22 protein-coding genes are annotated in these 23,229 nt (G+C 64.0%); all 22 read right to left on the bottom strand.

Translation table 11 applies throughout. From position 1 onward, the window contains the following. Window positions 1–2 precede the first annotated feature (2 nt). The 22 genes from urtD to nuoH all read right to left on the bottom strand — a co-directional run bounded on the left by urtD (window position 3) and on the right by nuoH (window position 23,214). Window positions 3–851, bottom strand: a complete 849-nt coding sequence (gene urtD / locus AC5WJ1_RS04805) for an urea ABC transporter ATP-binding protein UrtD (protein WP_195428126.1) — start codon at window positions 849–851, stop codon at window positions 3–5. Next, window positions 848–2,056 carry an urea ABC transporter permease subunit UrtC gene (urtC, locus tag AC5WJ1_RS04800; protein ID WP_195428328.1) on the bottom strand — a complete coding sequence of 403 codons (1,209 nt, stop codon included), beginning with the start codon at window positions 2,054–2,056 and terminating at the stop codon, window positions 848–850. The genes urtD and urtC overlap by 4 nt, the downstream gene beginning before the upstream one ends. Continuing rightward, window positions 2,056–3,699 (bottom strand): urea ABC transporter permease subunit UrtB, encoded by a 1,644-nt coding sequence (gene urtB / locus AC5WJ1_RS04795; protein ID WP_195428128.1) that lies wholly within the window; start codon window positions 3,697–3,699, stop codon window positions 2,056–2,058. Before urtB ends, urtC begins: the two co-directional genes overlap by 1 nt. 195 nt (window positions 3,700–3,894) lie before the next feature. Next, the gene (gene urtA, locus AC5WJ1_RS04790; RefSeq protein ID WP_195428130.1) at window positions 3,895–5,151 is read right to left on the bottom strand and encodes an urea ABC transporter substrate-binding protein; all 1,257 of its coding nucleotides are present in this window, start codon (window positions 5,149–5,151) and stop codon (window positions 3,895–3,897) included. A gap of 355 nt (window positions 5,152–5,506) precedes the next feature. After that, complete coding sequence (cyoD, locus tag AC5WJ1_RS04785) at window positions 5,507–5,884, bottom strand: cytochrome o ubiquinol oxidase subunit IV (protein ID WP_135704889.1); 378 nt, start codon at window positions 5,882–5,884, stop codon at window positions 5,507–5,509. Then, window positions 5,884–6,522 carry a cytochrome o ubiquinol oxidase subunit III gene (gene cyoC, locus AC5WJ1_RS04780; protein ID WP_063241489.1) on the bottom strand — a complete coding sequence of 213 codons (639 nt, stop codon included), beginning with the start codon at window positions 6,520–6,522 and terminating at the stop codon, window positions 5,884–5,886. Before cyoC ends, cyoD begins: the two co-directional genes overlap by 1 nt. A 5-nt stretch (window positions 6,523–6,527) precedes the next feature. After that, window positions 6,528–8,501: a cytochrome o ubiquinol oxidase subunit I gene (gene cyoB / locus AC5WJ1_RS04775; RefSeq protein WP_133094248.1), complete on the bottom strand. Its 1,974-nt coding sequence runs from the start codon at window positions 8,499–8,501 to the stop codon at window positions 6,528–6,530. 14 nt (window positions 8,502–8,515) lie between these two features. Beyond that, window positions 8,516–9,478: a ubiquinol oxidase subunit II gene (gene cyoA, locus AC5WJ1_RS04770; protein ID WP_133094177.1), complete on the bottom strand. Its 963-nt coding sequence runs from the start codon at window positions 9,476–9,478 to the stop codon at window positions 8,516–8,518. Between the two features lie 640 nt (window positions 9,479–10,118). After that, entirely contained in the window at window positions 10,119–10,595 is a 477-nt protein-coding gene (locus AC5WJ1_RS04765) for a MaoC family dehydratase (RefSeq protein WP_116317541.1), read from the bottom strand. A 36-nt stretch (window positions 10,596–10,631) separates the two neighbouring features. Continuing rightward, window positions 10,632–11,075 carry a MaoC family dehydratase gene (locus AC5WJ1_RS04760; RefSeq protein WP_133094176.1) on the bottom strand — a complete coding sequence of 148 codons (444 nt, stop codon included), beginning with the start codon at window positions 11,073–11,075 and terminating at the stop codon, window positions 10,632–10,634. A 176-nt stretch (window positions 11,076–11,251) separates the two neighbouring features. Next, on the bottom strand, window positions 11,252–12,370 hold the full coding sequence (locus AC5WJ1_RS04755) for an acyl-CoA dehydrogenase family protein (RefSeq protein WP_135704886.1): 1,119 nt from the start codon (window positions 12,368–12,370) through the stop codon (window positions 11,252–11,254). 22 nt (window positions 12,371–12,392) lie between these two features. Further along, complete coding sequence (locus tag AC5WJ1_RS04750) at window positions 12,393–13,595, bottom strand: acyl-CoA dehydrogenase family protein (RefSeq protein WP_135704885.1); 1,203 nt, start codon at window positions 13,593–13,595, stop codon at window positions 12,393–12,395. A 97-nt stretch (window positions 13,596–13,692) separates the two neighbouring features. After that, complete coding sequence (locus AC5WJ1_RS04745; protein ID WP_133094173.1) at window positions 13,693–14,148, bottom strand: DUF1178 family protein; 456 nt, start codon at window positions 14,146–14,148, stop codon at window positions 13,693–13,695. Between the two features lie 170 nt (window positions 14,149–14,318). Continuing rightward, window positions 14,319–14,954, bottom strand: coding sequence for an NUDIX domain-containing protein (locus AC5WJ1_RS04740; RefSeq protein ID WP_195428132.1), 636 nt, complete (start codon window positions 14,952–14,954; stop codon window positions 14,319–14,321). A 43-nt stretch (window positions 14,955–14,997) separates the two neighbouring features. Then, the gene (locus AC5WJ1_RS04735; RefSeq protein ID WP_133094172.1) at window positions 14,998–15,306 is read right to left on the bottom strand and encodes a DUF2818 family protein; all 309 of its coding nucleotides are present in this window, start codon (window positions 15,304–15,306) and stop codon (window positions 14,998–15,000) included. A 13-nt stretch (window positions 15,307–15,319) separates the two neighbouring features. Beyond that, window positions 15,320–16,795 (bottom strand): NADH-quinone oxidoreductase subunit NuoN, encoded by a 1,476-nt coding sequence (gene nuoN, locus AC5WJ1_RS04730; RefSeq protein WP_133094171.1) that lies wholly within the window; start codon window positions 16,793–16,795, stop codon window positions 15,320–15,322. An 18-nt stretch (window positions 16,796–16,813) separates the two neighbouring features. Next, window positions 16,814–18,280, bottom strand: a complete 1,467-nt coding sequence (locus AC5WJ1_RS04725; protein WP_135704884.1) for an NADH-quinone oxidoreductase subunit M — start codon at window positions 18,278–18,280, stop codon at window positions 16,814–16,816. Window positions 18,281–18,307: 27 nt separating this feature from the next. Then, the gene (nuoL, locus tag AC5WJ1_RS04720) at window positions 18,308–20,395 is read right to left on the bottom strand and encodes an NADH-quinone oxidoreductase subunit L (RefSeq protein ID WP_133094169.1); all 2,088 of its coding nucleotides are present in this window, start codon (window positions 20,393–20,395) and stop codon (window positions 18,308–18,310) included. Window positions 20,396–20,453: 58 nt separating this feature from the next. Beyond that, the gene (gene nuoK, locus AC5WJ1_RS04715; RefSeq protein WP_029044763.1) at window positions 20,454–20,759 is read right to left on the bottom strand and encodes an NADH-quinone oxidoreductase subunit NuoK; all 306 of its coding nucleotides are present in this window, start codon (window positions 20,757–20,759) and stop codon (window positions 20,454–20,456) included. A 16-nt stretch (window positions 20,760–20,775) separates the two neighbouring features. Further along, window positions 20,776–21,420 carry an NADH-quinone oxidoreductase subunit J gene (locus AC5WJ1_RS04710; RefSeq protein ID WP_135704883.1) on the bottom strand — a complete coding sequence of 215 codons (645 nt, stop codon included), beginning with the start codon at window positions 21,418–21,420 and terminating at the stop codon, window positions 20,776–20,778. Between the two features lie 175 nt (window positions 21,421–21,595). Beyond that, window positions 21,596–22,087: an NADH-quinone oxidoreductase subunit NuoI gene (nuoI, locus tag AC5WJ1_RS04705; protein ID WP_042884667.1), complete on the bottom strand. Its 492-nt coding sequence runs from the start codon at window positions 22,085–22,087 to the stop codon at window positions 21,596–21,598. Between the two features lie 62 nt (window positions 22,088–22,149). Further along, a complete protein-coding gene (gene nuoH, locus AC5WJ1_RS04700) occupies window positions 22,150–23,214 on the bottom strand; it encodes an NADH-quinone oxidoreductase subunit NuoH (protein ID WP_135704882.1) in 1,065 nt (354 codons plus the stop codon). Window positions 23,215–23,229 lie beyond the last annotated feature (15 nt).

Here is a 23,229-nt window from a genome sequence, read left to right as displayed (position 1 = left end):
GCCTATCTCCCCAGGTAGGATTCGATCACGCGTTCGTCGCGCTTGACGCTGTCGAGCGTGCCTTCTGCCAGCACGCTGCCTTCGGCCAGCACCGTGACCTTGCCGGCAGCGCCGGCCAGCGCGGCGACGAACTCCATGTCGTGTTCCACCACCATCATCGAGCAGCTGCCGCGCAGGCCGTTGAGCAGGCTGGCCAGCTGCATGGTCTCTTCATCGGTCATGCCGGCCACGGGCTCGTCGAGCAGCAACAGCTGCGGCTGCTGCATCAGCAGCATGCCGATCTCCAGCCGCTGCTTCTGCCCGTGCGACAGCAGGCCCGCGGGCCGGTAAGCCTCGTCCTCCAGGCCGGTCAGCGCCAGCGTCTCCTCGATGCGGCGATGCCCCTCGCCGGTCAGCCGCGCGCGCAGCGACGACCACCAGCGCTTGTCGGCCTTCATCGCCAGCTCCAGGTTCTCCCACACCGCGTGCTGCTCGAACACGGTCGGCTTCTGGAACTTGCGGCCGATGCCGACCTGCGCGATGCGCGGCTCGGTCATCCGCATCAGGTCGATGGTCTGGCCCAGGAACACGCGCCCGCTGACATTGGCATTGCGCGGCCCGGTCTTGCCGGTGATGACATCCATCATCGTGGTCTTGCCCGCGCCGTTGGGACCGATCACGCAGCGCAGTTCGCCATGGTCGATCGACAGGTTCAGCTTGTTGAGCGCGCGGAAGCCGTCGAACCGCACGGTGACGTCGTCCAGGTACAGGATCGGGCCGTGCGACACATCGATGGTGCCCGGCTCCAGCACGCGGCCCAGCCCGGTGGCATCGCCGCTTTCGGCCTGGCCGTGTTCGAGTGCGGCGTTCATGCTTCACCTCCGGTGCGGCCCGCCACCGCGGGCGTGGAAACGGGCTCAGGCTCGGACGGCACCGCGGCGGCAGCGCGGCGCTCGCGCAGGCGCTTCCACAGGCCAATCACGCCATCGGGCAGGTACAGCGTCACCAGCACGAACATCGCGCCCAGCAGGAACAGCCAGTATTCGGCGAAGTGGGCGGTGAAGAGCGTCTTGGCACCGTTGACCAGGAACGCGCCGATGACCGGCCCGATCAGCGTGCCGCGCCCGCCCACGGCAACCCACACCGCCATTTCGATCGAGTTGCCGGGCGACATCTCGCCCGGGTTGATGATGCCGACCTGCGGCACGTACAGCGCGCCGGCGATGCCGCACAGCACGGCCGAGAAGGTCCACACGAACAGCTTGTAGCCGAGCGGGTTGTAGCCGGAGAACATGACGCGCATCTCCGCATCGCGCACGGCCGTGACCACGCGGCCCAGCTTGGACGTGACAATGTAGCGGCAGGCAACGAAGCCCCCGAGCAGCGCCACGAAGGTCAGCACAAAAAGCGCCGTGCGCGTCTGCGGCGCGGCGATGGCGAACCCCGCGATGCGCTTGAAATCCGTGAAGCCGTTGTTGCCGCCGAAGCCGGTCTCGTTGCGGAAGAACAGCAGCATTGCCGCATACGTCATCGCCTGCGTGATGATGGACAGGTACACGCCCTTGATGCGCGAGCGGAAGGCAAAGAAGCCGAACAGCCATGCCAGCACGCCCGGCACCAGCACCACCAGCAGCAGCGCATAGCCAAGATGGTCCGTGCCGTGCCAGAACCACGGCAGCTCCTTCCAGTCGAGGAACACCATGAAATCCGGCAGGTCGCTCTTGTACACGCCTTCGCGCCCGATCGAACGCATCAGGTACATGCCCATGGCATAGCCGCCCAGCGCGAAGAACAGGCCATGGCCGAGGCTCAGGATGCCGCAGTAGCCCCACACCAGGTCGAGCGCGATCGCCGCCAGCGCAAAGCACATGATCTTGCCGACCAGCGTCAGCGCATATGCCGACAGGTGCAGCGGATGGCCTTCCGGCACCAGCAGCGCGCACACCGGCACGCCGATGCCGACGACCACGGTCAGTACCGCCAGCGCCATCCAGCCGCGCGGCGAGAACAGCGACTGGCGTTCCGGCACGGCAAGCCGGAAAGGTGCCGCGGAAGAATCAGGTTGGAATCGCTGCATCATGCCTCCGCGCTGCGCCCCTTGAGCGCGAAAAGTCCCTGCGGCCGTTTCTGGATGAAGAGCACGATCAGCACCAGGACAAAGATCTTGGCCAGCACCGCGCCATAGAACGGCTCGATGAACTTGTTGATGATGCCCAGCCCGAATGCGCCCACGATGGTGCCGGCCAGCTGCCCCACCCCGCCCAGCACCACCACCATGAACGAATCGATGATGTAGGCCTGGCCCAGGTCGGGACCGACATTGCCGATCTGCGACAGCGCACATCCGCCGAGCCCGGCGATGCCGGCACCGAAGGCGAAGGCGTAGCTGTCGACCTTCCACGTGCGCACGCCCACGCACGCCGCCATGGTGCGGTTCTGCGTGGTGGCACGCACGAACAGCCCCAGCCGCGTGCGGTTGAGCACCGCCCACGCCACCGCCACCACCGCCAGCGCGAACAGGATGATGACCACGCGGTTGTACGGGATCACCAGTCCCGGCATCCATTCGAAGCCGCCGCTCATCCAGCCGGGATTGGCCACTTCCACGTTCTGCGCGCCGAACAGCGTTCGCACCGCCTGCATCAGCAGCAGGCTGATGCCGAAGGTGGCCAGCAGCGTTTCGAGCGGGCGGCCGTACAGGTGGCGCAGCACCAGCCGCTCCAGCACGAAGCCGACTGCCGCCGCCGCCAGGAACGATGCCGGCAGCGCCGCGGGCAGGTACCACGCGAACGCATCCGGCGCATAGGCGCGGAACAGCGACTGCACCACGTAGGTCGCGTAGGCGCCGATCATCAGGAACTCGCCGTGCGCCATGTTGATGACGCCGATCAGGCCATAGGTGATGGCGAGGCCCAGCGCTGCCAGCAGCAGCACGCTGCCCAGGCTCAGGCCGGCGAACAGGTTGCCGATCAGCTCGGCGCGGCGCTGGTCGCTGCGCAGCTGGTCCAGCGCCTGCTGCGCGGCCAGGCGCACGTCCGCATCCGCTTCGCGGTAGTTGCCGGCGCTGTCGCGCTCGACCAGCGGCGCAAGCTTCTGGCGGCTCTGCGGGTTGCTGTCCGTGGCGAGGATGCGGATCGCTTCGAGCCGCGCATCGTGCGCGCCTGGATCCGCGGGCTCTGCCAGCACCAGGTTGGCCCAGATCACGTCCAGGCTGGCGCGCAGGCCGGCATCGGCCTCGGCCTTGCGCGCGGCTTCCACGGCGGCAAGCGACGCGCTTTCCGGCTGTTCGCGCAAGGTGCCGATTGCCTGCGCGCGCACCGCGATGTCGGGCGATTGCAGCAGCAGGCTGCTGGCGGCGCTGTCGACCAGTGCGCGCAGGCTGTTGTTCAGGGTCAGGGATTCAAGTTCGTCCGGCTTGACCGTGACGGACTTGCCGGTAATGGCATCGACCACCTTGTCGCCGTCCTGGCGCACCATGCCGATCGACGGCGCATATTGCAGGGTGTCCTCCTGCAGGGCTTTCAGGATCGGTGCAGCTTCAGCGGGCGATGCCTTGGCCAGCGCGGACAGCGCGGCGGTCTTGGCGTCGAAGTCGTCTTCGGCCAGCGGCTTCAGGTCGGCCTGCGTCAGCGCGGCGGCCCACGGCGCCGAGGCCAGCAGCAGCGCTGCCAGCAGGGCGCGCAGCCAGGGCACGACTCGAACGGATAAGGGATTGCGCATAGGAGCTTGCGATTGGCAGGAATGAAGCGAGCTGTTTGTTTGCTCCCCTCTCCCGCGCGCGGGAGAGGGGTCGGGGGAGGGGGCCGGCATCTATGACGAAGTGAGCGCCGTCGCATTTGCCAGCGCCCGCCCTCTCCCCCAGCCCCTCTCCCGCAAGCGGGAGAGGGGAGCCGGATGGTGGCAAGCAAACGAGGCTTACATCACCTTGTCCGGCTTCCCTTCATTCCCGGCGATAAACGGGCTCCACGGCTGCGCGCGCACCGCCTTCGGCGTCTTCCACACCACCGAGAACTGGCCATCGCCCTTCACCTCGCCGATCATCACCGGCTTGTACAGGTGGTGGTTCTCGCCCATGGTCAGCGTGAAGCCGTCCGGCGCCTTGAAGGTCTGGCCGTACATCGCCGCGCGCACCTTGTCGGTATCGGTGGTGCCGGCCTTCTTCACGGCCTGCGCCCACATATGGATGCCGACGTAGGTGGCTTCCATCGGGTCGTTGGTCACGCGCTTGTCGCCGCCCGGCAGGTTGTTGGCCTTGACCCAGGCCGCCCACTGCTTCTTGAAGGCGTCGTTCTGTGCGTTCTTGACCGACATGAAGTAGTTCCACGCCGCCAGGTGGCCGACCAGCGGCTTGGTGTCGATGCCGCGCAGTTCTTCCTCGCCCACCGAGAACGCCACCACCGGCACGTCCTTGGCCTTCAGGCCGGCGTTGCCCAGTTCCTTGTAGAAGGGCACGTTGGAATCGCCGTTGATGGTCGAGATCACCGCGGTCTTGCCACCCTGGGCGAACTTCTTGATGTTGGCGACGATGGTCTGGTAGTCGCTGTGGCCGAACGGGGTGTAGACCTCTTCGATGTCCTTGTCGGCAACGCCCTTGCTCTTCAGGAAGGCGCGCAGGATCTTGTTGGTGGTGCGCGGGTAGACGTAGTCGGTGCCGAGCAGGAAGAAGCGCTTGGCGCCGCCGCCCTCCTTGCTCATCAGGTATTCCACCGCCGGGATCGCCTGCTGGTTGGGCGCGGCGCCGGTGTAGAAGACGTTCTTGGACATCTCCTCGCCTTCGTATTGCACCGGGTAAAACAGCAGCGAATTCAGCTCTTCATAGACCGGCAGCACCGACTTGCGCGACACCGAGGTCCAGCAGCCGAAGGTCACCGCGACCTTGTCCTTGCTGACCAGCTGGCGCGCCTTCTCGGCGAACAGCGGCCAGTTGGAGGCCGGGTCCACCACCACCGGCTCCAGCTTGCGGCCGAGCACGCCGCCGCTCTTGTTGATCTCGTCGATGGTCATCAGGGCAACGTCCTTCAGCGACGTTTCCGAGATGGCCATGGTGCCGGACAGCGAGTGCAGGATTCCGACCTTGATCGGTTCCTTGGACTGCGCCATGGCCAGCGGGCTGGCACCGATCATTGCCGCGGCGGCGATGGCCGACAGCTTCAGCATGTCACGTCGTTGCATTTGCAGCTCCCGTTTGTGGTGTTGGTTAGGGACTACGCTCCCCGGGGTGATGCATCTGCAACTAACGTGCCACTGCGATAAACGAGCTGGTGCCCACCGTGCCGGCGGCAGACGGCGTACTGGCGCGCCCCGCGGGTGGTGCCGCGATCCGTGGCCGCCCCCGTGCACCAGAGCTGTGCGGGCGGCGCACGCACCACTCCCGTGCAGCGACGCAATTCTGTGCGGACCGCTTGCAGAAGACGCCAGCCGGTGCGCACCGCCGCACCAGGGCCGGGCACCACGCCGACGGCCGGCGGCGCAAATAAAAACGGGGCCCCTCGCGGGGCCCCGTTTTCCGATGCCAGGACGCCAGTCCTTACATCACCATCATGTTGGTGTTCAGGTTGTGCATGATCCACAGCGAACCCGCCACGACGATCACCAGGATCAGCGCCGTGAACAGCAGCGCGATCACGTTGCTGCGCTGGTCGGACGACGTGTCCAGGTGCAGGAAGTACTTCAGGTGGACCAGGATCTGGACCGCGGCCATGCCGAGGATGATCCACAGGATCGTGCCCTTGTCCATGCTGCCGTCCATCACCAGCTTGAACGGGATCACGGTCAGGATCACCGCGAGGATGAAGCCGATCGCGTAGCCCTTGAAGCTGGCGTGGGTGCTGTGCGAGTCGTGCGCGGCATGCGCGCCATGCGAATCACGAGTGGCGTGCGCCGCCGGTGCGTTGTGTTGTGCCATCACAGATGTCCCATCAGGTAGACCACGGTAAACACGCCGATCCAGACCACGTCCAGAAAGTGCCAGAACAGCGACAGGCACATCAGGCGCTTGCTGAGCGTCGGGGTGATGCCCTTCTTGCCCAGCTGCCACATCAGCACGATCATCCACAGCATGCCGCTGGCGACGTGCAGGCCGTGGGTGCCGACCAGCGTGAAGAACGACGACAGGAACGCGCTGCGGCCCGGGCCGGCGCCTTCGGCGATCAGGTGGTGGAACTCGTTGATTTCCATCGCCATGAACGCCGCGCCCAGCAGGAACGTCACGCCGAGCCAGGTCTGCACGTGCTTGAGGCTGCGGTTCTGCAGCGAGATCATCGCCATGCCGTACGTGATCGAGGAGAACAGCAGGATGAAGGTCTCCACCAGCACGTAGTTGAGCTCGAACAGCTCCTTCGCCGACGGCCCGCCCGCCAGCTCGCCGCGCAGCACGGCGAAGGTGGCGAACAGCCCGGCGAAGATGATGCAGTCGCTCATCAGGTAGATCCAGAAGCCATACACCGTATTGGCACTGGTATCGTGGTGCGCATGGTCATGCGCGTCGGCGTGGGCCGAGGCTCCGGCCTGCGCGGGGATGCGGTCTAGGACTTGAGTCGACATGGTTCTTAGGCCTGCGAAGCAATGCGCTGCAGATGGCGCGTTTCGATCTGCTCGACCTCGGTGGCCGGCACGTAGTAGTCGATATGGTCGTCGTTGCTGCGGTGGATAAACGCCCACACCATGCCCACCAGGCCAACGATGGCCATCCACCAGATATGCCAGGTCAGGGCAAAGCCGAACACCAGGCTGAAGGCGCCGATGATGAAGCCCGCGCCCGTGTTCTTGGGCATGTGGATCTTCTCGTAGCCTTCGGTCGGCAGGGTCTCGCCGCGGGCCTTCATGTCGGCGAACGCGTCCAGGTCACGCACCACCGGTGTGTGCGCGAAGTTGTAGAACGGCGGCGGCGACGAAGTGGCCCACTCCAGGGTACGGCCGCCCCACGGATCGCCGGTCACGTCTGCCAGCTTCTTGCGGTCGCGGATCGACACGACGATCTGCAGCACCTGGAAGAAGATGCCCAGCGCCACGAACACCACGCCCACCACGGCCAGGTACAGCCACGGCGTCCAGGCCGGGTTGTCGGTGTGGTTCAGTCGGCGGGTCATGCCCATCAGGCCCAGCACGTACAGCGGCATGAAGGCGAAGTAGAAGCCGACCAGCCAGCACCAGAAGGCGCACTTGCCCAGGCGCTCGTTCAGCGTGAAGCCGAACGCCTTCGGCCACCAGTAGGTGATGCCGGCCAGGTAGCCGAACAGCACGCCGCCGATGATCACGTTGTGGAAGTGGGCGATCAGGAACAGGCTGTTGTGCAGCACGAAGTCTGCAGCCGGCACGGCCATCAGCACGCCGGTCATGCCACCGATCACGAAGGTGATCATGAAGCCCAGCGTCCACAGCACCGGCGAGGTCATCTGGACCCGGCCGCGGTACATGGTGAACAGCCAGTTGAAGATCTTCACCCCGGTCGGGATGGAGATGATCATGGTCGTGATGCCGAAGAACGCGTTGACGTTGGCGCCCGAGCCCATCGTGAAGAAGTGGTGCAGCCACACGATGAACGACAGCACCATGATCGCGGCGGTCGCGTACACCATGCCCTTGTAGCCGAACAGCTTCTTGCCCGAGAACGTGGAGATGACTTCAGAGAAGATACCGAACGCCGGCAGGATCAGGATGTACACCTCGGGGTGGCCCCAGATCCAGATCAGGTTCACGTACATCATGGCGTTGCCGCCACCGTCGTTCGTGAAGAAGTGGGTGCCGATGTAGCGGTCCAGGCCCAGCAGCGCCAGCGTCACGGTCAGCACCGGGAAGGCGGCCACGATCAGCACGTTGGTGCACAGCGCGGTCCAGGTGAACACCGGCATGCGCATCAGGGTCATGCCCGGGGCGCGCATGCGCAGGATCGTCACCAGGAAGTTCACGCCGGTCAGCAGCGTGCCCAGGCCCGAGATCTGCAAGCTCCAGAGGTAATAGTCCACCCCCACGCCAGGGCTGTAATCCAGGCCCGACAGCGGCGGGTAGGCCAGCCAGCCGGTCTTGGCGAATTCACCGACGCCCAGCGAGACGTTGACCAGCATGGCGCCCGCCACGAACAGCCAGAACGACAGCGTGTTCAGGAACGGGAAGGCCACGTCGCGCGCGCCGATCTGCAGCGGCACGACCAGGTTCATCAGGCCGGTCATCAGCGGCATGGCCACGAAGAAGATCATGATCACGCCGTGGGCGGTGAAGATCTGGTCGTAGTGCTCGGGCGGCAGCACGCCGGTGGCGCCATTGGTGGCGAGCGCCAGCTGGGTACGCATCATGACCGCGTCGGCAAAGCCGCGCAGCAGCATGATCAGGGCGACCAGGCAGTACATCACGCCGATCTTCTTGTGATCGACTGACGTGAACCACTCGTTCCAGAGATAGCCCCACTTCTTGAAATATGTGATCGCGCCTAGCAGCGCGGCACCGCCCAGGGCGACGCCGGCCAGCACGACCATGATGATCGGCTCATGAAACGGAATCGCCGACAAACTCAACTTGCCAAACATCATTGCTCCCAGGATTACGCGCCCGCCGGCAGCTTGGCCGGCGTGGTCATCGACAGCTGCTCTTCACCGAGGGTATTGCGCGACGTGCAGATCGGGCCGCCCTTGAAACCCTTGTCGGCAACCGCAGTGCCGCTGTGGTCCATGTACTTGTGCAGGATGTTGTGGAAGAGCTGGTCTTCCACCTTGCCGTAGTACGTGACCGGCTCCCTCTCGCTGGGTTGTGCCAGCGTCTTGTAGCCTTCAACGCCCAGTTCGGTCGACGAGGCGCGGACCTTGGCGACCCACTCGTCGAACTCGTAGTTCGACATGGCGACCGCCTTGAACTTCATGCCCGAGAAGCCGCCGCCGCTGTAGTTGGCGGACACGCCGTCATACGAGCCGGCATGGTTGGCGATCAGGTGCAGCTTGGTCTCCATCCCTGCCATGGCATACACCTGGCTGCCCAGTTGCGGGATGAAGAACGAATTCATGATCGAATCCGAGGTGATCTTGAAGTTCACCGGGGTGTCGACCGGGAACGCGATCTGGTTGACGGTCGCGATCTTCAGTTCCGGATAGATGAACAGCCACTTCCAGTTCAGCGCCACCACCTCGACGGTGACCGGCTTCTTGTTCGATTCCAGCGGCTTGTACGGGTCCAGGTCGTGCGAGGACTTCCAGGTGATGATGCCCAGCGCGATGATGATCAGGCACGGGATCAGCCACACCACCACTTCGATCGCGGTCGAGTGCGACCAGTCCGGCTCGTAGCGCGCCTTGGTATTGGACGCGCGGTACTTCCAGGCGAACACCAGCGTGAGCACGATCACCGGCACCACCACCAGCAGCATGAGCCAGGTGGCGATCAGGATGATGTTCTTGATATCGACGCCAACCTGCCCTTTCGGGTCGAGCAGCGTCATGTTGCAGCCGGCCAGCAGGAGCAGGCCGAGGCAGGGCAGGAACCGCGTCCAACGCGGCAGTATTGGTTTCTTCATGTCACGACTGGTTTGGTTACACCGCGCTTTGGGCAAAAGCGTGGCTAAACCGCCTGATGCTCGCGCAAGAGGCGTGGGGCTATGGGAAAACCGGAAGGACGTGTCCTTAGCTGGCGTTGCGGTCGGGCGGCGAATCTAACGCCGGAGGACCATGCGGCCTTGCAACGCCATGAACACGGAAGGACAACTGACTGCGCGCGCTGCAGGCCCTGTGGACCTTGCCGGCGCTGCGGCACCTGGTGGCCGAAACCGCGAACGGTCCCGGCTCAGTACAGCGGCCGGGTAGCGTTGGAATACGAGGTTTTTGCACTTCCCGACGGACTTGCCTTCAGCAACCTGGTGGCAAGCGCGGTTTTCGGCCGGGGAGCGCAACACGTAAAACATCGTGGGCGCGAATGTACCGCAACGCAACATTGAGGGTAAACCCAACGCCACAGAACACAGAGTTCAGATAAACGGACAATCATGTGCTGTCGCCGCATCGCAGCATTTGATTGCCGTCAAGATCACAATTTCGCCTATAAATATGCACAAAGCCGCGCATTGGCGCGGCTTTGTGGGTGCGACGTTTTCGTGTGGCATATTGTCGCAGTGCGTCAGAACCTTTGTCGCAGCTCAACGCCACGCGGCCGTTTGCCGATCATCCGTAGCGGCGGGAAATCGACTCCGCGACACATACCGGACGCTCGCTGCCCTCGCGCTCTATCGTCACCTCCCAGGTGGACTGGGCACCCGCCAGCTCCGGCGACTTGGGCAGCGGATCGAGCCGTTCGACCTTCAGCAGCTTGATTCGTGCCCGCAATTTGCTGCCCACCGGCACGGGCGCGGTGAAGCGCACGCGGTTCAGGCCATAGTTGACGCCGATCTTCGACGGCATGTGCAGCGCGTTGTGCATGAACTTGGGCAGCAGCGACAGCGTCAGGAAGCCATGGGCGATCGGGGCGCCATAGGGCGACTCCTTCTTGGCGCGCTCCACGTCGACGTGGATCCACTGGTGGTCGCCGGTAGCCTCGGCAAACTGGTTGACCTGCTGCTGGGTCACCTCCATCCAGTCGCTGACCGCGACTTCCTGCCCTTGCAGGCCTTCCAGCTCTTCCAGCGTTGCGATGGTACGCATTTCGGTTGTCTCCTCGATGGGTGGGTGGATGTGTCGTTATGCGGGGCGGCGGCCGTACATGCCCATGCCCTTGACGGTGCAGACCAGTTCGCCGCGCTGGTTGGTGGCTTCCCACTGGGTATGCACGATGCCGCGGTCCGGCTTCGATTGCGAGGCTCGCGTGTCCAGCACGTTGAGCACCACGGTCAGCGTGTCGCCGGCATAGACCGGCTTGATCCAGCGGATCTCGTCCACGCCGGGCGAGCCCATGCTGGCCGACTTGCCGGTGGTGCTCAGCACCAGCAGGCGCATCATGATCGAGCAGGTCATCCAGCCGCTCGAGATCAGCCCCCCGTAGATGCTCTTGGCAGCCGCTTCCTTGTCGATATGGAACGGCTGCGGGTCGTATTGGCGGGCAAAGGCGAGGAGTTCTTCCTCGGTGACGACGTAGGAGCCCAGTTCGCGGCGGCTGCCGACCTCAAAGTCCTCGAAATACAGCATTGCTTGTCTCTCCGTAATTGTTAGCCTGGGATGGCGACGGCCTTGTCCCGACGATGATCGCATGCATGCCAGGGCTCAGCGTCCGTATTTGCCGAACCCGTCCCTAACAGCGCGCAAAGAAAAAAACCGCGCCTGGGAATACGGCGCGGTTTTGACTGGCATGGCAGACGAGAGGATCAGGCTGCTTCCTGGAACCCCGGCTGGGCGGCAAACCGGCCCAGGTGGTGATCCACGTCACCGAAGGTGGTGTTGATCAGCGTCAGGCGCTTGAACATGTGCGCGGCCGGCAGTTCGTTGGTCACGCCCATGCCCCCGTGGATCTGCACCGCTTCCTGGCCGACCGTGCGCGCTGCCTGCCCCACGCGCGCCTTGGCGGCGGAAACGTAGCGGCGGCGCTCTTCCGGCGTGGCCTCTTCAAAACGGGCAGCGGCCAGCAGCGTGATCGAACGCGACTGCTCGGCATGGATGAACATCTCGACCATGCGATGCTGCAGCGCCTGGAAGCGTGCGATCGGCTGGCCGAACTGCTGGCGCGTCTTGGCGTATTCCAGCGTGGCTGCGTTGAGCGTGTCCATCACGCCCACGGCCTCGGCGCACAGCAGCACCGCGGCATAGTCGGCCACCTGCTCGACCAGCGCGAAGCCCTTGCCGGCCTCGCCCAGCAGTTGCGCCGGCGCGTCCTGGAACGTGATGTCGGCCGCGCGCAGGTTGTCGATGGTGCGATAGTCCTTGATGCTGACACCGGCGCCCTTGGCATCCACCAGGAACAGCGAGATGCCATCCTGGTCGGCATCGCCGCCGCTGCTGCGCGCCGACACGATCAGCTTGTCGGCCTGGCCGCCGTGCAGCACCACGGTCTTGCGGCCGTTGAGCTTGCCGTCGCGGGCTGTAACGCGCACGTTGTTCAGCTCATAGCGCGCCTGCGGCTCGTTGAAGGCCACGGCCAGCTTCAGCTCGCCGCCGGCGACCTGCTCCAGCAGCGCGTCCTGGCCGCCGGCCAGGCCCAGTGCGTAGGCACCCACCACGGTGGCCAGGTACGGCTCGACCACCAGGCCACGGCCCAGCTCCTGCTGCACCACCATCATGTCGAGCGCCTTGCCCGAGAAGCCACCCTGCGCTTCCGGCACCGGCAGCGCGGTCAGGCCGAGCTCGACCAGCGAGCCCCACGCGGATTCGCCATAGCCGGCGGCGCTTTCGTAGTTCTTCTTGCGGTCCTCGAAACCGTAGTCTTTCTCGACAAAACGGCGGACGGCGTCGGCCAGTTGCTTCTGTTCGTCGCTGAGATTGAAGTTCATGTTACCTATCTCCTTCCTGTCCTCACAGCCCCAGAATCATCTGGCTGATGATGTTCTTCTGAATTTCGTTGGACCCGCCGTAGATGGAGGTCTTGCGATAGTTGAAGTAGTACGCGGACAGCGGCGCGGCGTCGTCGTAGCCGGTCACCGCATGCTCGGTCTCGCACTCCAGGTAGGCCGTGTCGAACGGCTGGGCGTACGGGCCGACGGCCTCGACCATCAACTCGGTCAGCAGCTGCTGGATCTCGGTGCCCTTGATCTTGAGCATCGACGCCTCGGGACCGGGGCCCTTGCCGGCGGCTTCGCTCGACACCACGCGCAGCACCGTGATCTCCAGCGCCATCAGTTCGATTTCCAGCGCGGCCACCTTGGCGCCGAACACCGGATCCTCCAGCAGCGGCTTGCCGTTCTTCTGCTGCTGGCGCGCCACGCGCTTCAGGAAGCCCAGCTCGCGCTTGGAGTTGCCCACGCGGGCAATGCCGGTACGCTCGTGGCCGAGCAGGTACTTGGCGTAGGTCCAGCCCTTGTTCTCTTCGCCGACGCGGTTCTCGACCGGCACCTTGACGTTGTCGAAGAAGACCTCGTTCACTTCATGCTCTTCGTCCAGCATGATGATCGGGCGCACGGTGATGCCCGGGGTCTTCATGTCGATCAGCAGGAACGAGATGCCTTCCTGCTTCTTGGCTTCCGGATCGGTGCGGACCAGGCAGAAGATCATGTCGGCGTGCTGGCCGAGCGTGGTCCAGGTCTTCTGGCCGTTGACGATGTAGTGCTTGCCGTCCGAAGTCAGCTCGGCGCGGGTCTTCAGCGAGGCCAGGTCCGAACCCGAGCCCGGCTCCGAATAGCCCTGGCACCACCAGTCGGTGCAGTCCAGGATGCGCGGCAGGTAGTACGACTTCTGCTGCTCGTTGCCGTACTTCATGATCACGGGCGCAACCATGGCCACGCCGAACGGCAGCACGCCGGGCGCGCCGACGCGGGCATTCTCTTCGTCCCAGATATGGCGCTGGGTGGCGTTCCAGCCGGTGCCGCCGAATTGGACGGGCCAGTGCGGCGCCGACCAGCCCTTGCCGGCGAGGATCTTGTGCCAGCGCACCAGGTCGTCGCGGTTCGGACGGCGGTGGTTGAGAATCTTGCTGCGGATGTCCGCCGGCAAGTTGGCTTCGAGCCAGCTACGCACTTCCTCGCGGAAGGCGTTGTCGGACGCCGAGTAGTTGAGATCCATGCCCGTCTCCATGATGGTGCCGGCATCGTCTCAGGCTGCCGGCGGTTTGTTCTGCCTTGCGCGTCATGCGCCGACAGCAACGGGCACAGGACGCAATTCAGTGAGCCGTCTGCTTCAGCGCATCCGGCACGATAAGCGGGAAAGTCTCGATGCCCTCCTCGGCCAGCGCCTGCACTTCCTCCGGCGAAGCCGAGCCGCGGATTCCGCGTTCCGGCGCTTCATCGTAGTGCATGCGCCTCGCCTCCTCGGCAAAGCGGTCGCCAACGTCCTCGGTCTGGGCCAGCACCTGCTTCACTGCCTTCATGTACAGCGCTTGCAGTGCCGCCGGTGCCGCGGCGGTTGCCGCTGGCTGCGCCGGCTTGCCAGCCGCCTTCGGCGCGGTCGCGCCTGACAGGTTCAGGCGCGGCGCGCTGGGCAGCCGCGTCACGGCATGGTCGCCACAGACCGGGCATTGGACGAGGTCGCGCGCGATTTGCGACTGCGCTTCTTCCTCCGAGGCAAACCAGCCCTCGAAACGATGGTCATGCGCGCAGCGCAGGTCGAGCACCTTCATGATCTTTCCAGCCCGTCAAAAGCTATATTATCCGCGAATCGAAATTTTGTGAACGGTCGTGCTAAATTTTTTCGAACGACCGTTCGTAGAACGAACATGCGGTGTTCAGCACATACGTTTATCGCCCCACAACCAGCTTAGCGCAGTGCGCGCCCCGCTGCCGGAGCGAGTCAGCCCGGCACCGTTTGCTCGCCCGGCTGCCACGCGCCGGAAACGATTTTCTCCAGCCAGAACGCGCCGATGATGGTCTTCACATCGCTGATGCGGCCGCTGCGCACCCAGTCGATCACCTGCCCCACCGGCGCGATGAACGTCTCCAGGAACTCGCCATCGTCCAGCTGCGCCTCGCCGTGCGTCAGGTCGCGCGCCAGGAAGACGTCGATGAATTCGGTCGAGTAGGAGATGACCGGGTGGATGCGAGTCAGGTAGTCCCAGCGCCGGGCCGTATAGCCGGTCTCTTCCTGCAGCTCGCGCTCGCCGCAGCGTTGCGCGCCCTCTTGCGGGTCGAGCTTGCCGGCCGGGAATTCCAGCATGACTTCGCCGACCGGATAGCGGAACTGCCGTTCCATCAGGACGGTGCCATCGTCGAACAACGGGATCATCATCACCGCGCCCGGATGCACGATGTACTCGCGCCCGGTCTGCTTGCCATCGGGCAGGCGGACGATGTCTTGCTTCAGGGTGAGGAATTTGCCGCGATGGACCGTGGCCGAGGCGACGCAGACTTCCTTCAGTGCGTCGTCGTTCGCGGTGTGGCCGGCGGGGTCGGCGAGAGACTGGGTGCCGCGTTGGATCTTGTCGGTCATGAACGCTCCGGATCAGGCAGGCCCGGCGCCGACAAGACCGGCTTCAGGCCGTGCGGTGTTTGACGAGGTATTGCCAGGTGAAGCCCGGGAAGGCGAACACCAGCATCATGCAGGCGGTGATGGCGTAGAACTGCCAGCCCTGCGGGAAGGCATTGCCGAGGCTGGCCTCGACCGCGAAACCGGCGGCACCGGCCACCGCGTACCAGACGATCAGCTCCAGCAGGCGCAGCCACAGCGGCTTGCGCGCCCACCGGAGCGGGATCGCCATGAACAGGCGCTGGTTCACAAACGGCAGGTTTGCACTGATCAGTGCCAGCAGTATGACAAACCAGCCGCTTGCGGATGCGCTCATGGACGTTGGCCGATCAGGAGCCCAGGGTCGAGCGGATGGCCTGGTAGCACAGGTTCATCAGCGCGGCCGGGAAGAAGCCCAGCACGATCACGGCGGCGCCGTTCAGCGTCAGCATCGAGCGCAGGCCGGCGGTCGCTTCCAGCTGCTCTTCGCCAGCCGGCTCATCGAAGTACATCAGCTTGACGATGCGCAGGTAGTAGAACGCGCCGATCAGCGAGAACATCACCGCCACCACGGCCAGCCAGCTCATGCCAGCCTTGATTACCGCGTCCAGCACGGCCAGCTTGGCGTAGAAGCCCACGGTCGGCGGGATGCCGGCCAGCGAGAACATCATCACCAGCATCAGGAAGGCGAACCACGGGTTGCGGCGCGACATGCCCTTCAGGTCTTCCAGCGTCTCGGCCTCGAAGCCCTTGGTGGTGCGCAGCAGGATGATGCCGAAGGTGCCCAGCGTGGTCAGCAGGTAGGTCACCGAATAGAACATCGCCGAGCTGTACGCATCGGCGGCGCCGTCAGCCTTGTTGGCCACCACGCCCGACAGCAGGCCCAGCAGCACGAAGCCCATGTGCGAAATGGTCGAGTACGCCAGCATCCGCTTCAGGTTAGACTGGACGATGGCGGTCAGGTTGCCGATCGCCAGCGACACGATCGACAGCACCACCAGCATCATCTGCCAGTCATTGGCCAGCGGCAGCAGGCCTTCCACCAGCACGCGGATAAACAGCGCGAACGCGGCAACCTTCGGGCCGCCCGCGATCAGCAGCGTCACCGCGGTCGGCGAACCCTGGTAGATATCCGGGATCCACATGTGGAACGGCGCGGCGCCCAGCTTGAACGACAGGCCGGCGACGATGAACACCACGCCAAAGGCCAGCATCGTGGTATTGACGCGGCCCGACTCGACCACGCGGAACACCTCGCCCAGGTTCAGCGAACCGGTGGCGCCGTACATCATCGAGATGCCGTACAGCAGGAAGCCCGAAGCCAGCGCGCCCAGCACGAAATACTTCATGGCCGATTCCGAGGTCACGCGCGATTCACGGCGCAGCGCCACCAGCGCGTACGACGACAGCGACAGCAGTTCCAGGCCCAGGTACAGGGTCAGGAAGTTGTTGCCGGTGATCATCACGATCTGGCCGCCGAGCGTGAACAGCGCGAGCTGGTAGAACTCGCCGGCGAACATGTTGCGATCGGCCAGGTAGCTGCGCGTATAGACCAGCGTGACAAACAGGCCGGCGGCGCAGAACGCCGACAGCACGTTGGCCATCGGGTCGATCACCACCAGGTTGGAGAACGCGTAGTGCGTCTCGCCGCTGGCGGCGTTCAGGCCGAACCATACGGTCAGCACCAGGGTGGTCAGCAGCGACAGCGGATAGGCCACGCTCTGCTTGCCCCTGCCGCGTGCAAGGTCGATCCAGTTGACCGCGCCAATGGCGATCGCCAGGAAAATAATCGGCGCCACGGGGGCGAGTGTCGAGGACGGTTGCATAATGATTTCTCTCCCCGCTTACAGCTTGGACTGCGCCGCGTGCTGCAGCAGGTTGACCACGGACGGGTGCATCGCGTCGGTAAAGGGCTTCGGGTGCAGGCCCATATACAGCGTCATGATGGCCAGCAGGCCGAGCATGACGAACTCACGCTTGTTCAGGTCGACCAGCTCGCGCACGTGCTGGTGCACGACGTCGCCGAAGATCACGCGCTTGACCATCCACAGCGAATAGGCAGCGCCGAAGATCAGGGCGGTGGCAGCCAGCAGGCCGATCCAGAAGTTGAACTTGACGGCGCCCAGGATCACCATGAATTCACCGACGAAGCCCGAGGTAGCCGGCAGGCCGCAGTTGGCCATCGCGAAGAACACAGACAGCGCGGCGAACTTCGGCATGGTGTTCACCACGCCGCCGTAGTCGGCGATCTGGCGGGAGTGCACGCGGTCATACAGCACGCCGATGCAAAGGAACATGGCGCCCGAGATAAAGCCGTGCGAGATCATCTGGATGATGCCGCCTTCGACGCCGATATCGCTGAAGATGAAGAAGCCCAGCGTGACGAAGCCCATGTGGGCGATCGACGAGTACGCCACCAGTTTCTTCATGTCGGCCTGCACCAGCGCCACCAGGCCAATGTAGATCACGGCGATCAGCGAGATCGTGATGATGAACGGAGCCAGGTAGTGGCTCGCGTCAGGCGCGATCGGCAGCGAGAACCGCAGGAAGCCGTAGGCGCCCAGCTTCAGCATGATGGCGGCCAGCACCACCGAACCGCCGGTCGGCGCTTCCACGTGGGCGTCGGGCAGCCAGGTGTGCACCGGCCACATCGGCACCTTGACCGCGAAGGCGACGAAGAAGGCAATGAAGATCGCGATCTGCTCGTTCATCGACAGCTTGGCCTGGTGCCATTGCAGGATGTCGAACGTGCCGGTCTTGTTGTACAGGTACAGCAGCGCGACCAGGGTCAGCAGCGAGCCCAGCAGCGTGTACAGGAAGAACTTGAAGGCCGCGTACACACGGTTCGCGCCGCCCCAGACGCCGATGATGATGTACATCGGGATCAGCGTGGCTTCGAAGAACACGTAGAAGAGCATGCCGTCGAGCGCGCAGAACACGCCGACCATCAAGCCGGACAGGATCAGGAACGAGGCCATGTACTCGGCCACGCGCTCGGTGATCACTTCCCAGGCCGAGATCACCACGATCACCGTGATGAATGCGGTCAGCACCACGAACCACATCGAGATACCGTCGACGCCCAGCAGGTAATGGATGTTGAAGCGCTCGATCCAGTTCGCCTTTTCGATGAACTGCATCGCCGCGCTGGCGCGGTCGAAGTGGAATACCAGCGGCAGCGTCACGACGAAGCTGGCGATCGAGCCGAACAGCGACATCCACCGCACGAAGCCCGGGCTGCGGTCCGAGCCGAAGGCCAGGATCAGCAGGCCGAAAAAGACAGGCAGCCAGATTGAGAAAGACAGAACCATTTCTATGTTTTCCTTACTTGGTGCCTATCACTTGGTGCCGATCACACCGGTGACCGTCAGCGTCAGCAGCACCAGCATGCCGACGATCATCGCAAATGCGTAGTGGTAGATATAGCCCGACTGCAGGTAGCGGCTGGCCGAAGCGAACGAAGCCACCACACGCGCCGCGCCGTTGACGAACAGGCCGTCGATCACGCTCTGGTCGCCGCCCTTCCACAGGCCGGTACCGAGCAGGCGTGCGCCGCGGGCGAACACGGCCTGGTTGATGGCGTCCATGTAGTACTTGTTGTCGAGCAGCTTGTACAGGCCCGAGAAGCGGTTCGCGATAGCCTCGGGGATATCCGGGCGCTTCATGTAGAAGAACCACGACAGCACGACACCGGCAATGGCCAGCCACAGCACGGGCGTGGTCAGCGAGTGCAGCGCCATCGGCACCCAGCCGTGGAAGGCTTCCTTCAGCTCGGCCATGGCGTGGTGGTTCTCGCCGACGAAGATCACGTCCTTGAACGCGACGCCCATCTTGAAGAAGTTGCCGAACAGCATCGGCTCGATCGCGATGGCGCCGATGATCACCGACGGAATCGCCAGCAGCACCAGCGGCAGCGTCACCACCCACGGCGACTCGTGCGGCTTCTCGCCGGCGGACAGGCCATGGTGGTGGTCGAGCGAGACTTCCTCGTCCTCGTGGTCGCCCTCATGGTGCTGGTGCGCATGGTTCTGGCCCCAGCGCTCCTTGCCGTGGAAGACCAGGAAGTACATGCGGAACGAGTAGAACGCGGTCACAAACACGCCAGCCAGCACGGCGTAGTAGGCAAAGCCCGAACCGGCGATATGCGACTCGGCCACGGCCTCGATGATCGAGTCCTTGGAGTAGAAGCCCGCGAAGAACGGCGTGCCGATCAGCGCCAGCGAACCCACCAGCGAGGTGATCCAGGTGATCGGCATGTACTTGCGCAGGCCGCCCATGTTGCGGATGTCCTGGTCGTGGTGCATGCCGATGATGACCGAGCCCGCGCCCAGGAACAGCAGCGCCTTGAAGAAGGCGTGGGTCATCAGGTGGAACACGGCCACCGAATAGGCCGACGCACCCAGCGCCACGGTCATGTAGCCCAGCTGCGACAGCGTCGAGTAAGCGACCACGCGCTTGATGTCGTTCTGGATGATGCCCAGGAAGCCCATGAACAGCGCGGTGATGGCGCCGATCACCAGCACGAACGACAGCGCGGCGTCCGACAGCTCGAACAGCGGCGACATGCGCGCGACCATGAAGATGCCGGCCGTCACCATCGTTGCCGCGTGGATCAGTGCGGAAATCGGGGTCGGGCCTTCCATCGAGTCAGGCAGCCAGACGTGCAGCGGGAACTGCGCCGACTTGCCCATCGCGCCGATGAACAGGCAGATGCACGCGACGGTGATCATCATCCAGTCGGTGCCCGGGAAAACCACGGTAGCCAGCTGGTCACGCGCGGCGAATACTTCGGTGTAGTTCATGCTGCCGCTGTAGGCCAGCAGCAGGCCGATGCCCAGGATAAAGCCGAAGTCACCGACACGGTTGACCAGGAACGCCTTCAGGTTGGCGAAGATCGCGGTCGGGCGCGTGTACCAGAAGCCGATCAGCAGGTACGACACCAGGCCCACCGCTTCCCAGCCGAAGAACAGCTGCAGGAAGTTGTTGCTCATCACCAGCATCAGCATCGAGAAGGTGAAGAGCGAGATGTAGGCAAAGAAGCGGTTGTAGCCGGGGTCTCCGTCCATGTAGCCGACGGTGTAGATATGCACCATCAGCGAGACGAAGGTCACCACGACCATCATCATCGCGGTCAGCGAGTCGACCAGGAAGCCGACCTCCATCTTCAGGTCGCCGATGGCCATCCACTCGTACACGGTGCCGTTGTAGCCGGCGCCGTTCATCACGTCGAGCAGCACCATCACCGACAGCACGAAGGAAATGGCCACGCCCAGGATGGTCGAGGTGTGGGCCACGATCCGGCCGCCGCGCGACTCCGAGGAAAACAGGCCAAAGAACTTGGTACCGAACAGGCCGGCGATCGCTGAGCCGGCTAGCGGCGCCAGCGCGATCGCGAGCAGCAGGTTGGGGTTGAGCGTGGTTGCCATAGGACGCTTATTGGTGTGCGGTCGGTGAGTCTTGGTTATCTGCGTAGTGCGGCACGGATCAGTACTTCAGGGTGTCCATGTCGTCCACGTTGATCGTATCCAGGTTGCGGAACAGCACGACCAGGATTGCCAGACCGATTGCCGACTCGGCGGCGGCCACCGTAAGGATGAAGAAAACGAAAACCTGACCAGCCAGGTCGCCCAGGTAATGCGAGAAGGCGACGAAGTTGATGTTCACCGCAAGCAGCATCAGTTCGATCGCCATCAGCAGCACGATCACGTTCTTGCGGTTCAGGAAGATGCCGACGATGCTGATCGCAAACAGGATCGCACCGAGCACGAGGAAGTGGGCGAGAGAGAGCACAGCGTTTCTCCGGGCTTTAGTTCTTATTGGCGGCAGCCGCGGCTTCCGTCTGCGGGTTCTGGACATCGGCCTGCATCGGCACCAGGCGCACGCGCTCGTCGCGGCGGGTACGCAGCTGCGCCGATACGTCCTGGGCCTTGGTGTCCTTGCGGCGGCGCAGGGTCAGCGCCACGGCGGCGATGATGGCCACCAGCAGGATGATGCCGGCCACTTCGAAGGCGTAGATGTAGTCGGTGTAGATCAGCTTGCCGAGCGCGGCGCTGTTCGAGTAGCCCGGCTCCTGCGAACCGCTGGCGGCCACCGGCGTGGTGGTGCCGATGAAGTTGCGCACCAGCACGATCGCCATCTCGGCGATGATCAGCGCGCCCACCACCGAGGCCATCGGCACGTAGGTCCAGAAATCGCGGCGCAGGTGCTCGATGTCGATATCGATCATCATCACCACGAACAGGAACAGCACCATCACCGCGCCGACATAGACCAGCACCAGCAGGATGGCGAGGAATTCCGCCTTGAGCAGCATCCAGATCGCGGCTGCCGTGAAGAACGACAGCACGAGGAACAGTGCGGAATGCACCGGGTTCTTCGCAGTGATGACTTTCAGTGCGGAGAGCACCAGCACCAGCGCAAAGACATAGAAGATGGTGGTCGTGAGTTCCATGGTTCCTATCGGATCCTCTCAGGGCCGTCCGGCACAAGCCTTCCCCTTCGGGTGGCCCGCTCCTGCGGCATCCTTGCTTTGGCCCCTCGCATTGAAGGGACCGTATTCAAATTCGGTGGCAGAAGCAGCCAGGTCTGTTACTGGTGGCCGCCCTGCCGTTTGGCGCATGCGCCGGTCAGCGATACTTGGCGTCGGCAGCCTTGGCCGCCGCGATCTGCGGCTCGTAGCGGTCGCCCACTGCCAGCAGCATGTCCTTGGTGAAGTACAGGTCGCCGCGCTTCTCGCCGTGGTACTCCAGGATCTGCGTTTCCACGATGGCGTCGACCGGGCAGGCCTCTTCGCAGAAACCGCAGAAGATGCACTTGGTCAGGTCGATGTCGTAGCGGGTGGTGCGGCGCGTGCCATCGTTGCGCACGTCCGACTCGATGGTGATGGCCAGCGCCGGGCACACCGCTTCACACAGCTTGCAGGCAATGCAGCGCTCTTCGCCGTTCGGATAGCGGCGCAGCGCGTGCAGGCCACGGAAGCGCGGCGAGATCGGCGTTTTCTCTTCCGGGAACTGGACAGTGATCTTGCGCGCGAAGAGATAGCGGCCGGTCACGGCCATGCCCTTGAAGAGTTCCTTCAGGAGCAGGCTGTTGAAGAAGTCCTTGATGGCGAGCAGCATGACGATTGCTTCCTAGTATTTCCAAACGGTGCGTGCCGCGGCACGCACTGTCCTTTGGCCGTTCAATGCCAGATGTTCCAGGGCGACTTGATCCAGATCGCCACGATGATCAGCCACGCCACGGTCAGCGGAATGAACACCTTCCAGCCCAGGCGCATGATCTGGTCATAGCGGTAGCGCGGGAACGAGGCGCGGAGCCAGATAAAGACCGACAGCAGCAGGAAAACCTTGATCAACAGCCAGAAGAAGCCGGGGACCGCGTTGGTGATCACGCTCGAGAACGGAGGTGCCCAGCCGCCCAGGAACATCAACGAGGTCATCGCCGAGATGATGATCATGTTGATGTATTCGGCCAGGAAGAACAGCGCGAAGCCCATGCCCGAATATTCGATCATGTGGCCGGCCACGATCTCCGACTCGCCTTCCACCACGTCGAACGGGTGGCGGTTGGTTTCGGCCACGCCCGAGATGAAGTAGACACCGAACATCGGCAGCAGCGGCAGCCAGTTCCACGACAGGATGTTGATGCCCATGTCGGCGAAGTAGCCGGTGTTCTGGCCGTTGACGATGGCCGACAGGTTCAGGCTGCCGGCAACCATCAGCACCGTCACCAGCGCGAAGCCCATGGCGATTTCATACGACACCATCTGTGCCGCGGCACGCATGGCGCCGATAAAGGCGTACTTGGAGTTCGAGGCCCAGCCGGCCAGGATCACGCCGTAGACGCCGACCGAGCTGATCGCCATCACGTACAGCAGGCCGGCGTTGACGTCCGCCATCACCACATCGGCCTGGAACGGAATCACGGCCCAGACCGCGACGGCAGGCATCAGCACCATCAGCGGCGCGATCAGGTACATGCCGCGGCTGACCTGCGTCGGCATCATGACTTCCTTGAGCAGCAGCTTCAGCACGTCGGCGATCGGCTGCAGCAGGCCGAGCGGGCCGACGCGGTTCGGGCCCAGACGCACGTGCATCCAGCCGATCAGCTTGCGCTCCCACAGGATCAGGTAAGCCACGCACAGCAGCAGGGGCACCACGATCAGCACGGCGCGGATCAGGATCCACAGCGGCGTCCAGTACGCGCCCAGTACGCCCTGCCCTTGCGAGGTAATCCAGTCAATCATGTCTTCTTCTCGCTC

Source organism: Cupriavidus sp. MEYA8 (assembly GCF_059278825.1).
Note: the sequence above shows the minus strand (reverse complement) of the source record. Positions and strands in the feature narration are given on the sequence as shown.

What these genes read in the sequence shown, in the direction of transcription:
- urtD (WP_195428126.1), bottom strand. Translation starts at nt 851, where the DNA reads ATGAACGCCGCACTCGAACACGGCCAGGCCGAAAGCGGCGATGCCACC.
- urtC (WP_195428328.1), bottom strand. Translation starts at nt 2,056, where the DNA reads ATGCAGCGATTCCAACCTGATTCTTCCGCGGCACCTTTCCGGCTTGCC.
- urtB (WP_195428128.1), bottom strand. Translation starts at nt 3,699, where the DNA reads ATGCGCAATCCCTTATCCGTTCGAGTCGTGCCCTGGCTGCGCGCCCTG.
- urtA (WP_195428130.1), bottom strand. Translation starts at nt 5,151, where the DNA reads ATGCAACGACGTGACATGCTGAAGCTGTCGGCCATCGCCGCCGCGGCA.
- cyoD (WP_135704889.1), bottom strand. Translation starts at nt 5,884, where the DNA reads ATGGCACAACACAACGCACCGGCGGCGCACGCCACTCGTGATTCGCAT.
- cyoC (WP_063241489.1), bottom strand. Translation starts at nt 6,522, where the DNA reads ATGTCGACTCAAGTCCTAGACCGCATCCCCGCGCAGGCCGGAGCCTCG.
- cyoB (WP_133094248.1), bottom strand. Translation starts at nt 8,501, where the DNA reads ATGTTTGGCAAGTTGAGTTTGTCGGCGATTCCGTTTCATGAGCCGATC.
- cyoA (WP_133094177.1), bottom strand. Translation starts at nt 9,478, where the DNA reads ATGAAGAAACCAATACTGCCGCGTTGGACGCGGTTCCTGCCCTGCCTC.
- AC5WJ1_RS04765 (WP_116317541.1), bottom strand. Translation starts at nt 10,595, where the DNA reads ATGCGTACCATCGCAACGCTGGAAGAGCTGGAAGGCCTGCAAGGGCAG.
- AC5WJ1_RS04760 (WP_133094176.1), bottom strand. Translation starts at nt 11,075, where the DNA reads ATGCTGTATTTCGAGGACTTTGAGGTCGGCAGCCGCCGCGAACTGGGC.
- AC5WJ1_RS04755 (WP_135704886.1), bottom strand. Translation starts at nt 12,370, where the DNA reads ATGAACTTCAATCTCAGCGACGAACAGAAGCAACTGGCCGACGCCGTC.
- AC5WJ1_RS04750 (WP_135704885.1), bottom strand. Translation starts at nt 13,595, where the DNA reads ATGGATCTCAACTACTCGGCGTCCGACAACGCCTTCCGCGAGGAAGTG.
- AC5WJ1_RS04745 (WP_133094173.1), bottom strand. Translation starts at nt 14,148, where the DNA reads ATGAAGGTGCTCGACCTGCGCTGCGCGCATGACCATCGTTTCGAGGGC.
- AC5WJ1_RS04740 (WP_195428132.1), bottom strand. Translation starts at nt 14,954, where the DNA reads ATGACCGACAAGATCCAACGCGGCACCCAGTCTCTCGCCGACCCCGCC.
- AC5WJ1_RS04735 (WP_133094172.1), bottom strand. Translation starts at nt 15,306, where the DNA reads ATGAGCGCATCCGCAAGCGGCTGGTTTGTCATACTGCTGGCACTGATC.
- nuoN (WP_133094171.1), bottom strand. Translation starts at nt 16,795, where the DNA reads ATGCAACCGTCCTCGACACTCGCCCCCGTGGCGCCGATTATTTTCCTG.
- AC5WJ1_RS04725 (WP_135704884.1), bottom strand. Translation starts at nt 18,280, where the DNA reads ATGGTTCTGTCTTTCTCAATCTGGCTGCCTGTCTTTTTCGGCCTGCTG.
- nuoL (WP_133094169.1), bottom strand. Translation starts at nt 20,395, where the DNA reads ATGGCAACCACGCTCAACCCCAACCTGCTGCTCGCGATCGCGCTGGCG.
- AC5WJ1_RS04710 (WP_135704883.1), bottom strand. Translation starts at nt 21,420, where the DNA reads ATGGAACTCACGACCACCATCTTCTATGTCTTTGCGCTGGTGCTGGTG.
- nuoI (WP_042884667.1), bottom strand. Translation starts at nt 22,087, where the DNA reads ATGCTGCTCGCCATCAAGGACTTCTTCAACAGCCTGCTCCTGAAGGAA.
- nuoH (WP_135704882.1), bottom strand. Translation starts at nt 23,214, where the DNA reads ATGATTGACTGGATTACCTCGCAAGGGCAGGGCGTACTGGGCGCGTAC.